Here is a 15,603-nt window from a genome sequence, read left to right as displayed (position 1 = left end):
ATTCAAAGGTCTGACCTAGGTCAAAGCGCTTTTAAGCCAGCCATCTATACTGAAATCATCCAGGCAAGCTTGAGGCGCCAACCTTAGTCGCCTCTCACTCTGGGTGTTCTCTCGATCGGGCTATATGCCCCTTAGGCCGCTGGGATTAACCTAGCGGCCTTTCTTTTGTCTTACATTTTTTGCTGCAACTGCTTGGCCGTAGCCTGCGCCATCTCTAATACGTCGGGATACAGGTCTAAAAAGGGTTGTTCCGCTTGCAAGATAATCTCATCCAGCTCTTGCACAAACGGCTCAAGATGATGGCCTAGTGTCCAGCGCCTTTGGATCGAACCAATTGCTCGTGCTATTCCGCTGGATTTCCCCAAATCCGGTAACCAATTGTGATTTTCCAATGAGCCAATCATTCCCTGTAACCGCTCAGGGCAATCGGGCTTAACTTGGCTCAACCCATTCACAGCACGCTGGGCGAACCGTTCAAAAGGCTCATCAGAGAAAGTTTGCCAGTGACGAATCAACCAATAATCCATCACCACATCTTGGATAATGCCTAGAAAACGCCTCCGCCCTAAACGGGGCAATTCCTTGAACCTTAAGGTGGCATCATGGGCATCGACAAACGTATCCACGGCCTGATGAAGCTGCCACCCCAAGTAAAATTCTGTGTTTCGTGGATCCGCCTGCCATTGGAAGTCTCCCAAAAGATTCCCCGCAAAAGACGTTTGCGTGACGCTGGCGATGTGTAAATGGGCTATATAATTCAAAACACCCTCAATTAATGATTCTTAAGTCCCTATCCTAACGCTTCTAGATAGAGAGAAAGGGGAAAGTTTGCTAGTATCCCTTCATATTTTTTTACGATTGGATTTCCCCTTGAACAACTCTATTCCAGCCTTTGATGGCATCGAACTGCCAGAAAAACTTTCAAGCCTGCTTGCCGATATGGGCATCAAGTCCTTTAGCCCAATCCAACAGCAAGCCCTGCCCGTTGCCTTGGCTGGTAAAGACGTCACCGCACAGGCTCAAACAGGTAGTGGTAAAACCCTTGCCTTTGCCATCAGCCTAGTGATGCAGCTCAATCCACGCTATTTTGGTTGCCAAAGTCTGGTGCTGTGCCCTACTCGAGAATTGGCCGACCAAGTGGCAAAAGAAATCCGTAAAGTGGCCCGTTACCTAGAAAACATCAAGGTGCTGACCCTATGTGGCGGCATGCCGTTTGGCCCACAAATCGCCTCGTTAGAGCATGGTGCGCACATAGTCGTGGGCACACCGGGACGTATCATGGAGCACCTGCGCAAGGGTAATCTTGATCTAAGCGGTTTGAACTCCTTGGTACTGGACGAAGCCGATCGCATGCTAGACATGGGCTTTATTGACGCTATCCGCGACATCGTGGCAACCACCCCAGCTCGTCGTCAAACCTTACTGTTCTCCGCAACCTACAGTGACAACATTGCGGAGATCAGCCAAGAATTCCAACGCTCGCCTACCTTTATCGAAATCGAGGTGGAGCCTGACTCCCGCCCAAACATTGATCAATATTTTGTTAACGCTAACAACGACGAAAAGCCACAAGCACTATTGGATACATTGGGGCATTTTGAACCACGTCAAGTGATCGTCTTCTGTAACACCAAGGTGGAATGTGACGAAGTTGCTCAATGGCTAGTAGATAACCGTGTCAGCGCCTTAGCCATTCACGGGGATTTCGAACAAAAGCAACGTGATCAAGTGTTGGTGCGATTTGCCAATAAGAGCTGTTGTGTTTTGGTGGCAACGGATGTAGCAGCACGGGGCATAGACGTAAAAGAAATCGACCTGGTGATTAACTATGACACCACCCGAGACATCGATGTGCACACCCATCGTATTGGCCGTACCGGTCGAGCTGGTGCTGCAGGTATCGCAGTGAGCTTTCTTACCAAGCGTGATGAATACAAGCTGACAGAGATCGTTAAACGTTTCGACATTACCCCAGAGTTCCCAGACATGAATCACTGCCCCGGTAGCTACGAGTTGCAACCGGATGTGGTCACGATTGCCTTTGATGCAGGCAAAAAGAACAAACTGCGAGCTGGCGACATCTTGGGAGCCCTCACTGCAGGTCTTGGCCTTGAGAAAAGTGATGTAGGCAAGATCGATATTTTCGATTTCCAAGCCTATGTGGCAATCAGCACGCGTCTTGCACGACAAGTGGTCAAACAGCTTTCTAGTAAGAAGATCAAAGGCCGCTCAATCAAAACACGTATCTTAAAATAGCCGATGAGAATCCCTAGTATGCTGACCCAGCCACGCACTCAGTGGTTGGGCTTCTTGCTCGGGTGGTTGGCCATTAGTCTTGCCACCCTAACACCTCTTGAGCAACTGCCCACCGTACCCGGCACGGATAAACTGCACCATATTATTGGCTTTGGAGGCTGGGCGGGCTTATGTCTGTTTGGGGCGACTCGACGCTTCGTGCTCATGTGTGTGGCCATTGTTATTTGGGGCGGTGTTATCGAGCTGATCCAGCCCCAAGTTAATCGCTACGGGGAATGGCTAGACTTTTACGCCAACAGCTTTGGGGTGTTATTAGCCTTTGTTACCCACTTTATTCTGAAACGCTCCCTTATTCGTGGTACAGATACTGCATAGTCCTTGGTATGACATGACGTCTGTAGCGCTCACTTGATAGGATCTTAACTTGGGCGCTCACCAATTTAATAAAAAGGGAGAGACACGATGACCAGCTCCATGACGGCCAATGCTCAACTACTCCATTCATTATTTGAAGCCGCATTAGATGTTGCACAACCCCAAAGGTGTGTGCCGAAATTTATGCCAGCCCCCACCTCAGGTAAGACCATAGTCATCGGAGCAGGCAAAGCGTCTGCCGCGATGGCTCAAGCCCTAGAACAAAATTTCAAAGGGGATCTCAGTGGTCTAGTGGTAACACGCTATGGTTATGCAGTGCCATGTGAGCGCATCAAAATCGTTGAAGCCGCACATCCCGTTCCTGATGAAAATGGTCTGCAGGCCGCAAAAGACACCTTGGCGCTCATTTCTAATCTTTCCGAAGATGACCAAGTTATTGTCTTGATTTCCGGTGGCGGATCCGCCCTGATGCCACTCCCCTTCGATGAAATTTCTTTAGCTGAAAAACAAGCCATTAATGGTGCATTGCTTCGAAGCGGTGCCAACATCATCGAAATGAACATCGTCCGAAGACACCTTTCACAAATAAAAGGTGGACGACTCGGAGCCGCTTGCTACCCAGCGAAAGTCACCTCTTTGATTATTTCTGATGTGCCGGGAGATGACTTACCCTCTATTGCCTCAGGCCCCACCGTAGGTGATCCAACCACTTGTGAAGATGCACTGAGAGTGATTGATAAATACCAAATCGAGATTTCCGATGCGGTACGCCAAAAGCTGGAAGCCGGAGAGTACGAGAGCATTAAACCTGGTGACCCAAAATTGGAACGCTGTGACACCAAGCTCATTGCAACCCCTCAAATGGCCCTTGAAGCCGCAGCCAAACGCGCCAAAGAGCTAGGCATCAATAGCTTAATTCTCGGAGACAGTATTGAAGGGGAAGCAAAAGAAGTAGGTAAGGTTATGGCGGGGATTGCTCGCCAAGTAAACACCTTTCAACAACCTATTAAACCCCCTTGCCTGTTGCTATCTGGCGGCGAAACTACCGTCACCATAAAGGGAGATGGCGTGGGTGGGCGAAATGTAGAGTTTCTCTTGTCATTAGCCATTGAATTACAGGGTAAGGCTGGCATTTCAGCCATTGCCTGTGACACGGATGGCGTTGATGGCGGGGCCGAAATTGCAGGAGCCATCATCACCGAACATACGGTACAGGATGCCTTCAATAAAGGTATGAAGGCGGTGGATTATTTGGCAAACAACGATGCCCACACCTATTTCCAAAAAATAGGACAATCCGTTATCACAGGTCCAACATTGACCAATGTGAATGATTTCCGCGCCATCTTTATAGATACTCCATAGGGATTATGGCGCTAAATAGGAGTCAATAAGTCAATTTTTTAGGTTGGCTTATTGACGAAATGTAACCGATCGGTCAAAGTTTATAAGATCACGACATCGTGCTCCGCCTTAAAACTGCTCCATTGCAGCACATTCAATTAAACCTATGGAACCTCCAATGAATCAGGAACACGCATGGCGTTCAGCCATCATGCACTGTATCGCCAACCCAACAGAGGTTGGCACTGACAACGCTTACGAATATTACCCAGACGGACTACTAGTTGTTGAAAATGGTCTGATCAAAGCCATTGGCCATGCCGAAGAGTTACTGCCAACACTGGCACCGGAAACCCAGATTACCCATCATCCGGACGGATTGATCCTACCGGGCTTCATTGATACCCATATCCACTACCCTCAAACGGACATCATCGGAGCCTACGGGGAGCAATTGTTAGAATGGCTCAATAAATACACCTTCCCAGAAGAAGGCAAATTTGCCGACAAACACTACGCAACAGAAGTGGCTAAACGTTTTTTAGATGAACTATTAAAGAACGGCACCACCACAGCGCTAGTCTTTGGCACCGTCCATAAAACCTCAGTAGACGCCTTTTTTGAAGAAGCCAGCGCACGGGACCTGCGCATGATCTGCGGCAAAGTGCTGATGGATCGAAATGCTCCTGACTTCTTAACGGATACCCCAGAAAGTGGGTATCAAGAATCCAAAGAGCTGATCGAAAAATGGCACAATACGGGACGCCTACACTACGCCATTACACCGCGTTTTGCGCCAACGTCTACCCCAGAGCAGCTTGCTCTTGCGGGTAAGCTACTCAATGAATACGACGATGTTTACATGCACACTCACCTTTCCGAAAACGTACAGGAATGTGAGTGGGTGCAGTCTTTATTTCCAGAATCCAAACACTATTTGGACGTCTACGATCACCATAATCTGCTCTCTGAGCGCTCGGTTTTTGCCCATGGCATTCATTTGTGTGATGAGGAGATGCAGCGCCTTGCGGATACTCAGTCTTCGATCTCCTTCTGCCCAACCTCTAACCTCTTTATTGGGAGCGGGTTGTTTGATTTAGCCAAAGCAGACCTCTTCAAAGTAAACGTGGGGATGGGCACTGACGTGGGTGGCGGCACCAGCTTTTCCATGTTCACCACCCTCAATGAAGCCTACAAGGTGACCCAATTGCGGGGACAGAACCTTGATCCTATCAAGTCCCTTTATATGGCAACCTTGGGCGGCGCTAAAGCACTGCAGTTGCAAGACAAGATCGGTAATCTAGCGGTGGGCACTGAAGCCGACTTTGTGGTGGTTAACACCCAAGCCACGCCCCTGCTCAAGACCCGTACAGAACGTGCTACCAGTATCCAAGATACCCTCTTTGCCTTGATGATCTTAGGGGACGATAGAGCTATCCAAGCCACCTACTCCCACGGTCAATGCGTGTTCCAAAACACGTAACGTGCAAGCTAAACACTCCCCTTGAAACGTCATCAAATGTGACTTGAGGCTTCAAGGGGAGCTTTATTAGCGAAGTGGAATAAAGCTTGCTTGATTTTCAGTGTCCAATCATTGAAAAAGTTGCTTTATATGACTCGATCCCCCAATGCGGAAGACTTTTTACTCGCGGCCAAACGCTCAGAAATAAACTCTCTTAATCACCTAATGCTGAGTTCAGAAATGGTCATTACCATTTCCGATCTGATACATGAACTACAAAAAGAACGGGGACTTTCCAATTCTATTTTAGTGTCCGAAGGCAAACGCTTAGTCACAGAACATTCCGAAGCCATTACGGTAACAGACACCGCCCTACTTAATTTTCAAAACACACTGAATTCATTAGATTTAGAAGACTGTGGATCATCCACCACACGCTTGTATAACTCCCTCGCCTATGCGCTTCATGCACTGGAAGGACTGCCAACCATTCGCGCTTCCATTGCCTCAGGTCGCCTAACAGCACCAGACAACACCAAGTTTTTTAATCATCTGATTGCCGGCTTACTGGCAGTGATATTTGAAGCTGCGGATGTCTCAAACGATCCCGACATTACTCGACTATTAGTGGCTCTTTTTAACTTTTTGCAAGGCAAGGAATACGCCGGACAAGAGCGCGCATGGGGCGTCATAGGTTTCACTACAGGTGCATTCTCTAACAACACTCGTGAACAAATTAAGGCACTTCAGGACGCTCAGCAGCACTGTTTTGAGATTTTTAGCGAGTTTTCAACCATTTTACCCGCTGCAAAATTGCGTCAACTCGAAGCAGAAGAAGCGGCATTTGAGCTTCAGCGCATGCGTCAATTGATTGCACGCTTTCGCAGTGGTGACTCCCTACCCACCACCATTGGTGAAGTCTGGTATCAGGCCGCCACTGCACGTATCGACAGCATGTTAGAGATCGCTTATCAAATCACCAATGAATTAGCGCAATTGTGCCAAAGCAAAGTGGCTCGAGCCGAAGACGAGTTACAGCAACATCAAGAACATCTCATTACTTTAGCCAGCTACGAAGAGCCTCCCATGTCTGCGCTAACCGCTATGAATAAGCAAGGCAAAGATTACACAGTTAACCTATCGAGAGGCGTTCACATTAAGCTCGCCGGTTCCATTTATGAGCTGGTACAACGTCAGTCTGAACACCTTCGCCAAGTGAGTGAAGAGCTAGAAAACGCGAAACAGACACTCAACGAACGTAAGTTAATCGAGAAAGCCAAAGGGATTTTAATGAGCACACAAAATGTGTCTGAGGAAGACGCCTATAAACAACTACGCCAAGCCGCCATGGATCGAAATAAGCGTATTATCGACATTGCTGAGAACATCATCAGTGTCGCCAGCATGTTAAAGACCTCTTAATTGAAGCATCGAATCGGTGCGCCTGCACATTTATTGCACCATATAGCTTCAAAATTTGAGGCTGTCATTGACCATGTATTGCTAACACCTTTAAAAATAAAGGAATTTAAAAATGGCACACTAGTTGCTATTTACTACATGTACATATTAATTGAAGCCAACGATGGCTTCATTAAGAAATCGGACAATGGCGTCCACAACCCTTCCGTCAGGCTGGGTTGTGGACGCTTTTTTTTGCCTGCTACTTAAGGTGACATAAAAACAACAAGCACTAATAAGACCAGCAACCTACTTAGTAATGATGAAAGGAGATTCCCCATGTCTTACTTAATGCCTTCTGAATTCGCGACAAAAATGGTCGATGCGGGTGAGGAAAAAATCTATATGTCCACCAAGGACACTCTTATTCGTGCTTTCATGGCTGGTGCTATTCTTGCGCTGGCAGCAGTTTTCGCTATCACGGTGGCGATGAAAAGTGGCTCACCTATTTTAGGGGCTTGTTTGTTCCCAGTTGGTTTCATCATGCTGTACTTGATGAAGTTTGACTTATTAACTGGCGTTTTCACTTTAGTGCCACTGGCTGTGATCGACAAACGTCCAGGCTGTAACATGAGCCAACTGATGCGCAACTGGGGTTTGGTTTTCATTGGTAACCTAGGTGGGGCTCTGACTGTTGCCTTCATGATCTCCTTCATCCTAACCTATGGCTACAATACAGATGGCGGCGCCCTAGCAGAAAAAGTCGCAACCATTGGTGAATCTCGTACGGTTGGCTACGCTGCTCACGGTGTTGATGGTTGGTTAACTATTTTCATTCGCGGCATGTTGTGTAACTGGATGGTTTCCATGGGCGTTGTTGGCGCTATGATCTCCACCTCTGCTACAGGCAAAATGGCGGCCATGTGGATGCCGATCATGCTGTTCTTCTTCATGGGCTTTGAGCACTCCATCGTAAACATGTTCTTATTCCCATTCTCTATGATCATGGGTGGTGAGTTCACGGTCATGGACTACGTGATCTGGAATGAACTTCCAACCGCATTGGGTAACTTAGCTGGTGGCTTCCTATTCGTTGGCTTACCGCTTTACTACACCCATGTGAAACAAGGTTCTAAGCGCCGCATCGCCGACGCTAACGAACAAGCTCAAGTTGAGGCGGAAGCCAAAACAACCTTCTAATCCAAGGTACATTTAACTTGCTTTAGATTTTGCACTCCCTTCATTCGGTGTCCTTTATGGACACCGTTTTTTAACGGAGACACCAACATGAGCCACACTCTAAACGTCAAAATAGGTCAGTTCTCCTCTGCAGGACGCAAACCTATTAATCAGGACTGTCACGGGACAAAAATACCTGAGACGTTATTGCTGAACCGCAAAGGACTTGCGCTGGCCATTTCGGATGGTATCAGCTCGAGTGATGTTAGCCATCTTGCCAGTGCGGCTGCCGTTCAAGGGTTCCTATCTGATTATTTTTGTACCTCACAAGCATGGTCAGTGAAAACCTCTGCCCAACGGGTGTTACATGCCCTCAATACTTGGCTATACGCCCAATCCCGTCATAACCGTCTCACTGGCAACATGGATCGTGGGTATGTTTGCACCTTCAGTGCTTTGATTTTGAAGTCGGCCACGGGCTATATTTTTCACTCTGGCGACACACGCATTTATCGACTGCAGAAGGACAATTGGGAGCTATTAACCACTGATCACAGATATCAAACATCCAGCTCACAAAGCTACCTAACACGAGCTTTGGGGATGGAGCCCCATGTGGAGTTCGATCACCGTAGTTTGCCCCTTAGAGTAGGTGACCTTTTTGTTTTAGCCACTGATGGGGTGTACGAGTACATCAGTGAGCAGGATGTAAAACTCACCTTAGAAGCAGAAGAAGACTATGACCTAGCAGCACAAAAGCTGGCTGAACTTGCCCTTGAAAGAGGCAGCGTCGACAATCTCACCATACAACTACTAGAAATCACTTCCTTACCATCCATGAATGAAGAAGAGGTTTTAAAACAGGTTGAGGAACTGCCTTTCCCTCCTGAATTAATGCCACGCACGCTTTTTGATGGTTACGAAGTGCTGCGTCAGTTATATGTGAGTCCTCGAAGTCATGTCTACCTAGTAAAAGATGTGGCTACCCAACAGGTGGCAGTACTCAAAACACCTTCCGTTGATAAGAAAGACGACAAGCATTACCTCGAACGATTTTTGCTGGAAGAATGGATCGCCAGACGCATTACCAGCGCCCACGTCATCAAGCCATTAGAACAACAGCGTCGTCCCACGTATCTGTATGTGGTTTCTGAATATATTGAAGGCATCACACTGGCCCAATGGATGCGGGATAACCCTAAGCCCAGTTTGGATGAAGTGCGTAACATCGCCCAACAAATTGCCCGCGGTTTACGAGCTTTCCATCGTTTAGAAATGCTTCATCAGGACTTAAAACCGGAAAACATCATGATCGATCAGCATGGGACGGTAAAGATCATCGACTTCGGATCGGTCTATGTGGCAGGACTTGCTAATACCGATCTTAACCAAGAGCGTTTAGCCATACTCGGCACCGCTCAATACACAGCGCCAGAGTACTTCTTGGGACAAGCAGTGAACGCCTCAGCGGATGTATTCTCTTTAGGGGTGATCGTGTATCAAATGCTCACAGGGAGACTGCCCTACGGTGTCGAAGTCATCAAAACTCGCACACCTAAAGACCAGTCACGACTACGCATGCAACCCATCAACCAATTGACCGAGGGACCGACCGTGCCAAATTGGGTAGACGAAGCCATTAAAAAAGCTCTCAGTATCACACCACAAAAACGCTATCAGGATGCTGATGAGTTTATCTACGATCTGAAAAAACCAAACCGACAACTCATCGAGCACTCCTTTCAGCCTCTGCTTCACAGAAACCCTGTGAGATTTTGGCAATCTACTACGGCCATCTTAGGGATGATCTGCCTGATGCTCATCTACTGGATGGTAAGCCATTAGGAGAATCAGGGGTAAAGACGAACGATACCGGATTTGCCCTCCATATCCCCCAACACCCAAATCTTTTCAAAGGGGTGCCCTTGAGGCACCTCAATTTGGCTGAACAATACCTTCACATCCGCCGCACTCCATTGGGGGTGTGCATTGCGAATGACAAGCCAAACACGCTCTGATTGGTAGGTTTTCTTAGATTTCCCTAACAAGATACGGTTGAGCGCTTGCAGCAGGCGATCATCAAGGGCCTCTTGATCCAATGCATGCAAAGCCTCACGGGTTGCATCACTTAAGGACCGCCCCAGGATGGACATAGCCTCTTCTTCAGAGCCATATAAATGAGCGATTTCTAAATCCAAACGTTCGTCTTCAAACAGGCAAGACACGTCTGGCCGTGCCGGTTCATTGTGCCAAATATGGCGAATGGGTTTACCTGTGTTTTGCTCATACCAGCGCATAAACAACTTAGCAGCGTCATGCTCCAACTCGATTTTCTCTTTTTGGCTGGGATGTAGGTTGTCTGTATTCATGAGAGTGGTTCTCCATTACGACTGGCTACCTAAGCCCTTCACTGGGCCTCATTAATAGGCTCCTCCCCTCAGTTTAGCCGCTGATGTTTCTCTTTTCGTCCACATTCTCACATGGGAAGCTTTCACAAACACGGCATATAATCTGCGATCAAACATCGAGCAGTGCTACGACCATTTGGGGCGACTGCTCTTTCATACCATTAGGAAATGAACATGACAACTCAATCACAATCTCGCCAGTCAGGCATGGGAGCAAAGGAATTTACCGTTTTGGTAGCGCTCCTGATGTCCATTGTTGCCATCTCTATTGATGCACTGTTACCGGCTCTCGGGATTATTGGCGGTGCCTTAAATGCCACCGACGCCAACCAACCACAACTTTTGATCGGTTTGATCTTCCTTGGTATGGCCATAGGACAATTGATCGCAGGCCCAATGTCAGATGCCTTAGGCCGCAAACCGATTCTCTACGCGGGTTTTGCCCTGTACTTTGTTGGTACCTTGCTGTGTTACCAAGCAGATACTCTGGATAGCTTAATGGTGGGTCGTTTTATCCAAGGTCTGGGAGTTGCTGGCCCTTATATAGCGGCGATTTCACTCGTTCGGGATATGTTTGCAGGGGCTCAAATGGCCCGTACCATGTCTTTGGTGATGATGATTTTCGTGTTAGTACCTGCGATCGCTCCGTCTTTAGGTCAAGGGGTAATGTTGTTTGCGGATTGGCGCGCCATTTTCATCATGTACTTCATCTATGCAGCCCTATTAGTGCTTTGGATTACTACACGCCTAAAAGAGACCTTACCCAAGTCTGAACGTATCCCAATGACGGTGGCAGGCTTCAAAGAAGGCTTCAAAGAAGTTCTAACCAACCGACAAACCGCGAGCTACACCATTTGCATGGGACTTTTCTTTGGTTCTTTTATGGGCTACTTGAACTCATCCCAGCAGATTTTCCAAGTGCAGTTTGATACCGGGGTGATGTTCAGCGTTTATTTTGGTGCTTTAGCCCTAGTGTTAGGATTCTCCTCTCTGGTGAATTCTCGCATCGTGGAGAAACATGGCATGCGCCCAATCGCCCTGCGCGCGATCAGTACTGTCGTCATTGCATCCTTCCTGTTCCTTGTACTCCACGCGGTCGCAGAGATTCAGTTGTGGATGTTTATGGTCTACGCCACAGTGTTGTTTTTCTGCTTCGGACTTTTATTTGGCAACATCAATGCCTTAGCCATGGAGCCAATGGGTCACGTGGCAGGTATTGCCTCAGCGGTGATTGGTTCCGTTTCGGCCATCATGTCTATGGGGATTGGTACACTCATCGGACAAATGTATAACAACACCTTGATTCCTATCGCGACAGGCTTCACAGTTCTAGGCGGTACAGCACTATTAATCATGATTTGGTTGGAATACAAACGTAATGACGATCTAGATTTAGATCCCGCAACCGCTTGAAAATCAAATCAGCACTCTTCCTAAAAGAGCGCTAAGGCGCTCTTTTTTTTCAGTAAAAACTGATGCGTTTTCAGACACTAGACACAAGAACAACACAGTAAAAATAACAGGACGACCTTTTTATGTTTTCCATCGATATTGACCCCAGCCTTTCCAAAGAAGACTTTTACAACCAGTTAAACCAACAACTCATGGCGTTACTAGCAGATGAGCGTGATCTGATTTGTAATGGGGCGCAATTTTCCGCCTTTATCATGCAAACCCTACCGGATCTAAACTGGGCTGGACTTTACTTGGTTCGTGGTCAAGAGTTAGTGCTAGGTCCCTATGTGGGCAAAGTTGCTTGTACACGTATTCCTTTTACTCGTGGTGTTTGTGGTGCTGCTGCGCGCACCGGCAGTACGCAGCGAGTGGATGATGTTCATGCGGTGGCCGATCACATTGCCTGTGACGCAGCATCCAATGCAGAGTTAGTGGTGCCCATAATCGTTGGCGGTGTTGTCAAAGCCGTATTCGATATAGACAGTCCCATCACACATCGCTTCTCTGAAGCAGATCAAGAAGGCATTGAACAACTGGTAAACAGCTTTATTCATGCAACAGACTGGACCTGGCAATTTTAAATGCGCAAGTCAGACAAGAAAATTGAAAAGCAGCTTCGGGATGCTCTCAACCAAGTGTGTGATCAACTGTTAGAGGAAAACATAGGTTTCCAATGGGTCACCCACCTAGTGGACTATGATCGCTTCCCCGCCAGCTTAAAAATCATCTGCATCTTTGAAACAGAAGCGGCCATGAGCCAATATCAAGCCAGCCAAGGGTTTGCAGCCTTACCAAATCTGGTCAATCGCGCCTTAGAAAATCATCAAATTGTGCTTAAAAATCTCAAAAAGCATCTCTTTTTCGATAACGAAGAAGCCTGCGCACGGACCCATGAGGGTAACTGGGCAGCACGCTTAAAGCGCTTTTAAAGCAGGCAGTAAGTGACTTTTGGACCGTCAATTTCTTTACAGTTGTGCGTACAAGTCCTAAAAAGAGACACGTTTTTTGCGCCAAATCCTTTTCGATCCTACGTAAGCTGATTCCTGTGAAAGACAAAAAGATAAGTATTTCAATCAGTCATCAGAAAGGAGACTAATTATGTTGGGTTGGACTTTGATATTTTTAATTGTTGCTTTAATTGCTGGCGCACTAGGTTTTACCACGGTTGCTGGTGCCAGCTTTGGTATCGCGAAAGTGCTTTTCTTCGTATTCTTGGTATTGATGGTTATCTCAGTGGTCATGCATATCGTCAAAGGTAAATCACCGCTCTAATCACTCAAGACGTCATTGAAAGAGCCCGCTAATGCGGGCTTTTTAGTTTTATGCCCAATAATCCATGACAAATCCTCGCAGTTTGCCTGTCTTTAATGGAAGATAGGGGCTTTCCACTTCCAGAGCTATTGAATGACTTCTTCCAATCAAGTTCCACGTGTCATGTTGTTAGTGGACGTTCAAAACGCCTATTACACCACCCGTTCTATCCATCGCTGCCACTTTGATTACAACCAGTTTTGGGCCCAAGCCACTCAGGATCGAGAGGTCCGTCATGCGTTTGCCTATGCCATAGACAGGGGCGACAAAAAGCAGCAGGAATTTCAAAACATTCTTCGTGGCATTGGTTTTACGGTGCGATTAAAGCCCTTTATTCAACGTTCCGATGGCTCCGCCAAAGGCGATTGGGATGTGGGCATCACTATAGATGCTTTGCAATATGCATCGGACGTAGATGTGATCGTACTGGTATCAGGGGATGGGGATTTTGATATGTTGGCCACCACCCTACGCGAACGCTACCAAAAACGGGTGGAAGTATACGGTGTTGAAGAACTCACGGCCGCCTCCTTGATTCAAGCGGCCGATGATTTCATTCCAATTAAAGGATCACTTCTGCTGAAGTAACCTTTTACTCGGCAGGCTTAGCCGTTGGGCGTCGACGAGGGGCACGAGGTTTACGTGGCGTATCCCCTTGGGGTGCATTGCCTCTGCTTTGGCTTTGCCCTTGACCGCTACGGTTTTCATTATTACCTCGGCCTCTCCCTTGTGCAGGACGCTTTGGAGCACCGCTGTTGGATTGCTTCCCAGGAGCTGTGTTCCCTGTGGTACTGGCTGTCTCCCCTTCTCCTTTCGGTTTCTTTGGCTTCTTCGGCTTTTTAGGTTTGATGGGGCGAGTGTCCAATTTCGAAGCAGGCAAGGCTTCAGTGGGTTCAAAGCCTCTTTCCACCTTACGCTCAAGTAGCTCACCAATCACACGCTCAATGGCAAACAACTCTTTAATATCCTCATGGCACACGAAAGAGACCGCATGACCTGTCGCACCGGCACGGCCCGTACGTCCGATACGGTGTACATAATCTTCCGGTACTTTCGGTAAATCAAAGTTCACCACATTAGGCAGCTGATCAATGTCGATGCCGCGGGCCGCAATGTCTGTGGCGATCAGAGCTTGGATAGCCCCCGATTTGAAGTCAGCCAAGGCTTTCGTGCGAGCACCTTGCCCCTTATTACCATGGATGGCCGCCGCTTTAATGCCTTTTGATTCCAGTGTTTTGGTGATTCGGTTCGCACCATGCTTGGTTTTAGAAAATACCAGTACCTGATCCCAACCTTGATCCTTTATCAAATGCGTTAACAGACGAGTTTTATCCGCCTTGTTCACTTCATAAATGGCTTGGGTAATGGTCTTCGCCGTGGTATTCGCTGGGGCCACAGACACTTCCACTGGATTTTGGACGATACGCGTCGCCAAGTCTTTAATCGGGTCAGAGAAGGTCGCAGAGAACAATAGGTTTTGTCGCTTAGGAGGCAAAAGAGCCATGATACGTTTAAGGTCATGGATAAAGCCCATGTCCAGCATGCGATCCGCTTCATCTAAGACTAGGACTTCCAGTTGATTGAGCTTCAGGGCATTTTGATTATGAAGATCCAGCAGACGTCCCGGTGTCGCTACTAAGACATCGACACCACCTCGCAGACGCATCATTTGTGGGTTGATCTTAACCCCACCGTACACCACAGCACTTTTCAGAGGTAAGTGGGCGCTGTATTCCGCTACATTGTCAGCCACTTGTTGTGCCAATTCACGGGTCGGTGTCAGGATCAGGACGCGAACTTGGTTGTTTTGTGCTTTATTGCCTTTCAAAAGGTTCTGCAAAATAGGCAATGTAAAGCCAGCAGTTTTCCCCGTACCGGTTTGTGCCGCGGCCATCAGGTCTTTACCAGCCAATACCACAGGGATAGCTTGTTGCTGGATTGGGCTTGGCTCCGTATACCCTTTCTGTGACAGTGCTTTTAGGATGCGCGGATCTAAACCAAGGGACTCAAAACTCATTAGGGGTACTCAATTGAAAGGAAAGGCGCGAAGCTTACCCTGTCTGTTACAGATATGCGAAGGATTTCATAGAATTGCATGGTCTATACTAAAAAAGCCAACCCTAAAGGATTGGCTTTTCAAGTTCTTGAATCTGATAGCTCAGCTCTTCTACTTTTTCGTTTAGCAGTGAGTGGGCGTCAGATAGCCCTTGATTGTAAAAGGCTGGCCCCACTTCCCTCGCGAAAAACTCGATAAGAAATTGGGCTTCAAAAGCGCCTATGTCCTGTCCTAACTCTTCATCAAAATATCGCTTTATCTTAACCACAAGACGATCTAATTCTTCTTGTGTCAGCTTCACATCACTCATAAAGACCTCAACCATTTTGGTATTGATAGTCTAACAAATGCCTGAT

Annotated in this window: 17 protein-coding genes; 13 read left to right on the top strand and 4 right to left on the bottom strand. The window is 47.5% G+C overall.

Annotated features, from left to right (window positions below; translation table 11 throughout):
- Positions 1-170: 170 nt before the first annotated feature.
- Positions 171-761 carry an acyl carrier protein phosphodiesterase gene (locus tag ACFQ45_RS03910; protein WP_377365534.1) on the bottom strand — a complete coding sequence of 197 codons (591 nt, stop codon included), beginning with the start codon at positions 759-761 and terminating at the stop codon, positions 171-173.
- 109 nt (positions 762-870) lie between these two features.
- Here ACFQ45_RS03910 and dbpA point away from each other — a divergent pair, with 109 nt between their 5' ends.
- From dbpA to ACFQ45_RS03870, 8 genes are all read left to right on the top strand, one after another.
- Entirely contained in the window at positions 871-2,256 is a 1,386-nt protein-coding gene (dbpA, locus tag ACFQ45_RS03905) for an ATP-dependent RNA helicase DbpA (RefSeq protein ID WP_377365532.1), read from the top strand.
- Positions 2,257-2,274: 18 nt separating this feature from the next.
- Positions 2,275-2,631 (top strand): VanZ family protein, encoded by a 357-nt coding sequence (locus tag ACFQ45_RS03900; protein ID WP_377365530.1) that lies wholly within the window; start codon positions 2,275-2,277, stop codon positions 2,629-2,631.
- 87 nt (positions 2,632-2,718) lie between these two features.
- Positions 2,719-3,996: a glycerate kinase type-2 family protein gene (locus ACFQ45_RS03895; RefSeq protein WP_377365528.1), complete on the top strand. Its 1,278-nt coding sequence runs from the start codon at positions 2,719-2,721 to the stop codon at positions 3,994-3,996.
- A gap of 157 nt (positions 3,997-4,153) precedes the next feature.
- Entirely contained in the window at positions 4,154-5,458 is a 1,305-nt protein-coding gene (gene guaD, locus ACFQ45_RS03890) for a guanine deaminase (RefSeq protein ID WP_377365526.1), read from the top strand.
- Positions 5,459-5,587: 129 nt separating this feature from the next.
- Positions 5,588-6,859 (top strand): nitrate- and nitrite sensing domain-containing protein, encoded by a 1,272-nt coding sequence (locus ACFQ45_RS03885; protein WP_377365524.1) that lies wholly within the window; start codon positions 5,588-5,590, stop codon positions 6,857-6,859.
- Positions 6,860-7,108 carry a hypothetical protein gene (locus ACFQ45_RS03880; RefSeq protein ID WP_377365522.1) on the top strand — a complete coding sequence of 83 codons (249 nt, stop codon included), beginning with the start codon at positions 6,860-6,862 and terminating at the stop codon, positions 7,106-7,108.
- A 69-nt stretch (positions 7,109-7,177) separates the two neighbouring features.
- On the top strand, positions 7,178-8,038 hold the full coding sequence (locus ACFQ45_RS03875) for a formate/nitrite transporter family protein (protein WP_377365520.1): 861 nt from the start codon (positions 7,178-7,180) through the stop codon (positions 8,036-8,038).
- Between the two features lie 87 nt (positions 8,039-8,125).
- Positions 8,126-9,862 carry a protein kinase domain-containing protein gene (locus ACFQ45_RS03870; protein WP_377365518.1) on the top strand — a complete coding sequence of 579 codons (1,737 nt, stop codon included), beginning with the start codon at positions 8,126-8,128 and terminating at the stop codon, positions 9,860-9,862.
- Positions 9,863-9,867: 5 nt separating this feature from the next.
- Here the strand turns inward: ACFQ45_RS03870 and ACFQ45_RS03865 are convergent, their stop codons facing one another.
- Positions 9,868-10,386 (bottom strand): hypothetical protein, encoded by a 519-nt coding sequence (locus ACFQ45_RS03865; RefSeq protein WP_377365516.1) that lies wholly within the window; start codon positions 10,384-10,386, stop codon positions 9,868-9,870.
- Between the two features lie 213 nt (positions 10,387-10,599).
- Between ACFQ45_RS03865 and ACFQ45_RS03860 the strand changes: the two genes are divergently transcribed.
- The 5 genes from ACFQ45_RS03860 to ACFQ45_RS03840 all read left to right on the top strand — a co-directional run bounded on the left by ACFQ45_RS03860 (position 10,600) and on the right by ACFQ45_RS03840 (position 13,779).
- The gene (locus ACFQ45_RS03860; RefSeq protein WP_377365514.1) at positions 10,600-11,838 is read left to right on the top strand and encodes a multidrug effflux MFS transporter; all 1,239 of its coding nucleotides are present in this window, start codon (positions 10,600-10,602) and stop codon (positions 11,836-11,838) included.
- A 122-nt stretch (positions 11,839-11,960) separates the two neighbouring features.
- Positions 11,961-12,461 (top strand): GAF domain-containing protein, encoded by a 501-nt coding sequence (locus tag ACFQ45_RS03855; protein ID WP_377365513.1) that lies wholly within the window; start codon positions 11,961-11,963, stop codon positions 12,459-12,461.
- Positions 12,462-12,809 carry a hypothetical protein gene (locus tag ACFQ45_RS03850; RefSeq protein WP_377365511.1) on the top strand — a complete coding sequence of 116 codons (348 nt, stop codon included), beginning with the start codon at positions 12,462-12,464 and terminating at the stop codon, positions 12,807-12,809.
- 169 nt (positions 12,810-12,978) lie between these two features.
- Positions 12,979-13,152 carry a DUF1328 domain-containing protein gene (locus ACFQ45_RS03845; protein WP_377365508.1) on the top strand — a complete coding sequence of 58 codons (174 nt, stop codon included), beginning with the start codon at positions 12,979-12,981 and terminating at the stop codon, positions 13,150-13,152.
- A 132-nt stretch (positions 13,153-13,284) separates the two neighbouring features.
- Entirely contained in the window at positions 13,285-13,779 is a 495-nt protein-coding gene (locus ACFQ45_RS03840; RefSeq protein ID WP_377365506.1) for a LabA-like NYN domain-containing protein, read from the top strand.
- Positions 13,780-13,783: 4 nt separating this feature from the next.
- Here the strand turns inward: ACFQ45_RS03840 and ACFQ45_RS03835 are convergent, their stop codons facing one another.
- Both ACFQ45_RS03835 and ACFQ45_RS03830 read right to left on the bottom strand, forming a co-directional pair.
- The gene (locus ACFQ45_RS03835; RefSeq protein WP_377365504.1) at positions 13,784-15,208 is read right to left on the bottom strand and encodes a DEAD/DEAH box helicase; all 1,425 of its coding nucleotides are present in this window, start codon (positions 15,206-15,208) and stop codon (positions 13,784-13,786) included.
- 103 nt (positions 15,209-15,311) lie between these two features.
- Positions 15,312-15,557 carry a DUF2164 domain-containing protein gene (locus ACFQ45_RS03830; protein ID WP_377365503.1) on the bottom strand — a complete coding sequence of 82 codons (246 nt, stop codon included), beginning with the start codon at positions 15,555-15,557 and terminating at the stop codon, positions 15,312-15,314.
- Between the last annotated feature and the right edge of the window lie 46 nt (positions 15,558-15,603).

The organism is Rhodanobacter aciditrophus (assembly GCF_042679525.1).
GTDB classification, from domain to species: domain Bacteria; phylum Pseudomonadota; class Gammaproteobacteria; order Pseudomonadales; family Marinomonadaceae; genus Marinomonas; species Marinomonas aciditrophus.
Note: the sequence above shows the minus strand (reverse complement) of the source record. Positions and strands in the feature narration are given on the sequence as shown.

Excerpts from the sequence above, each read along its gene's own strand:
- ACFQ45_RS03900 (WP_377365530.1), top strand. The coding sequence starts at position 2,275 with ATGCTGACCCAGCCACGCACTCAGTGGTTGGGCTTCTTGCTCGGGTGG.
- ACFQ45_RS03895 (WP_377365528.1), top strand. The coding sequence starts at position 2,719 with ATGACCAGCTCCATGACGGCCAATGCTCAACTACTCCATTCATTATTT.
- guaD (WP_377365526.1), top strand. The coding sequence starts at position 4,154 with ATGAATCAGGAACACGCATGGCGTTCAGCCATCATGCACTGTATCGCC.
- ACFQ45_RS03885 (WP_377365524.1), top strand. The coding sequence starts at position 5,588 with ATGACTCGATCCCCCAATGCGGAAGACTTTTTACTCGCGGCCAAACGC.
- ACFQ45_RS03875 (WP_377365520.1), top strand. The coding sequence starts at position 7,178 with ATGTCTTACTTAATGCCTTCTGAATTCGCGACAAAAATGGTCGATGCG.
- ACFQ45_RS03870 (WP_377365518.1), top strand. The coding sequence starts at position 8,126 with ATGAGCCACACTCTAAACGTCAAAATAGGTCAGTTCTCCTCTGCAGGA.
- ACFQ45_RS03865 (WP_377365516.1), bottom strand. The coding sequence starts at position 10,386 with ATGAATACAGACAACCTACATCCCAGCCAAAAAGAGAAAATCGAGTTG.
- ACFQ45_RS03860 (WP_377365514.1), top strand. The coding sequence starts at position 10,600 with ATGACAACTCAATCACAATCTCGCCAGTCAGGCATGGGAGCAAAGGAA.
- ACFQ45_RS03855 (WP_377365513.1), top strand. The coding sequence starts at position 11,961 with ATGTTTTCCATCGATATTGACCCCAGCCTTTCCAAAGAAGACTTTTAC.
- ACFQ45_RS03850 (WP_377365511.1), top strand. The coding sequence starts at position 12,462 with ATGCGCAAGTCAGACAAGAAAATTGAAAAGCAGCTTCGGGATGCTCTC.
- ACFQ45_RS03845 (WP_377365508.1), top strand. The coding sequence starts at position 12,979 with ATGTTGGGTTGGACTTTGATATTTTTAATTGTTGCTTTAATTGCTGGC.
- ACFQ45_RS03840 (WP_377365506.1), top strand. The coding sequence starts at position 13,285 with ATGACTTCTTCCAATCAAGTTCCACGTGTCATGTTGTTAGTGGACGTT.
- ACFQ45_RS03835 (WP_377365504.1), bottom strand. The coding sequence starts at position 15,208 with ATGAGTTTTGAGTCCCTTGGTTTAGATCCGCGCATCCTAAAAGCACTG.
- ACFQ45_RS03830 (WP_377365503.1), bottom strand. The coding sequence starts at position 15,557 with ATGAGTGATGTGAAGCTGACACAAGAAGAATTAGATCGTCTTGTGGTT.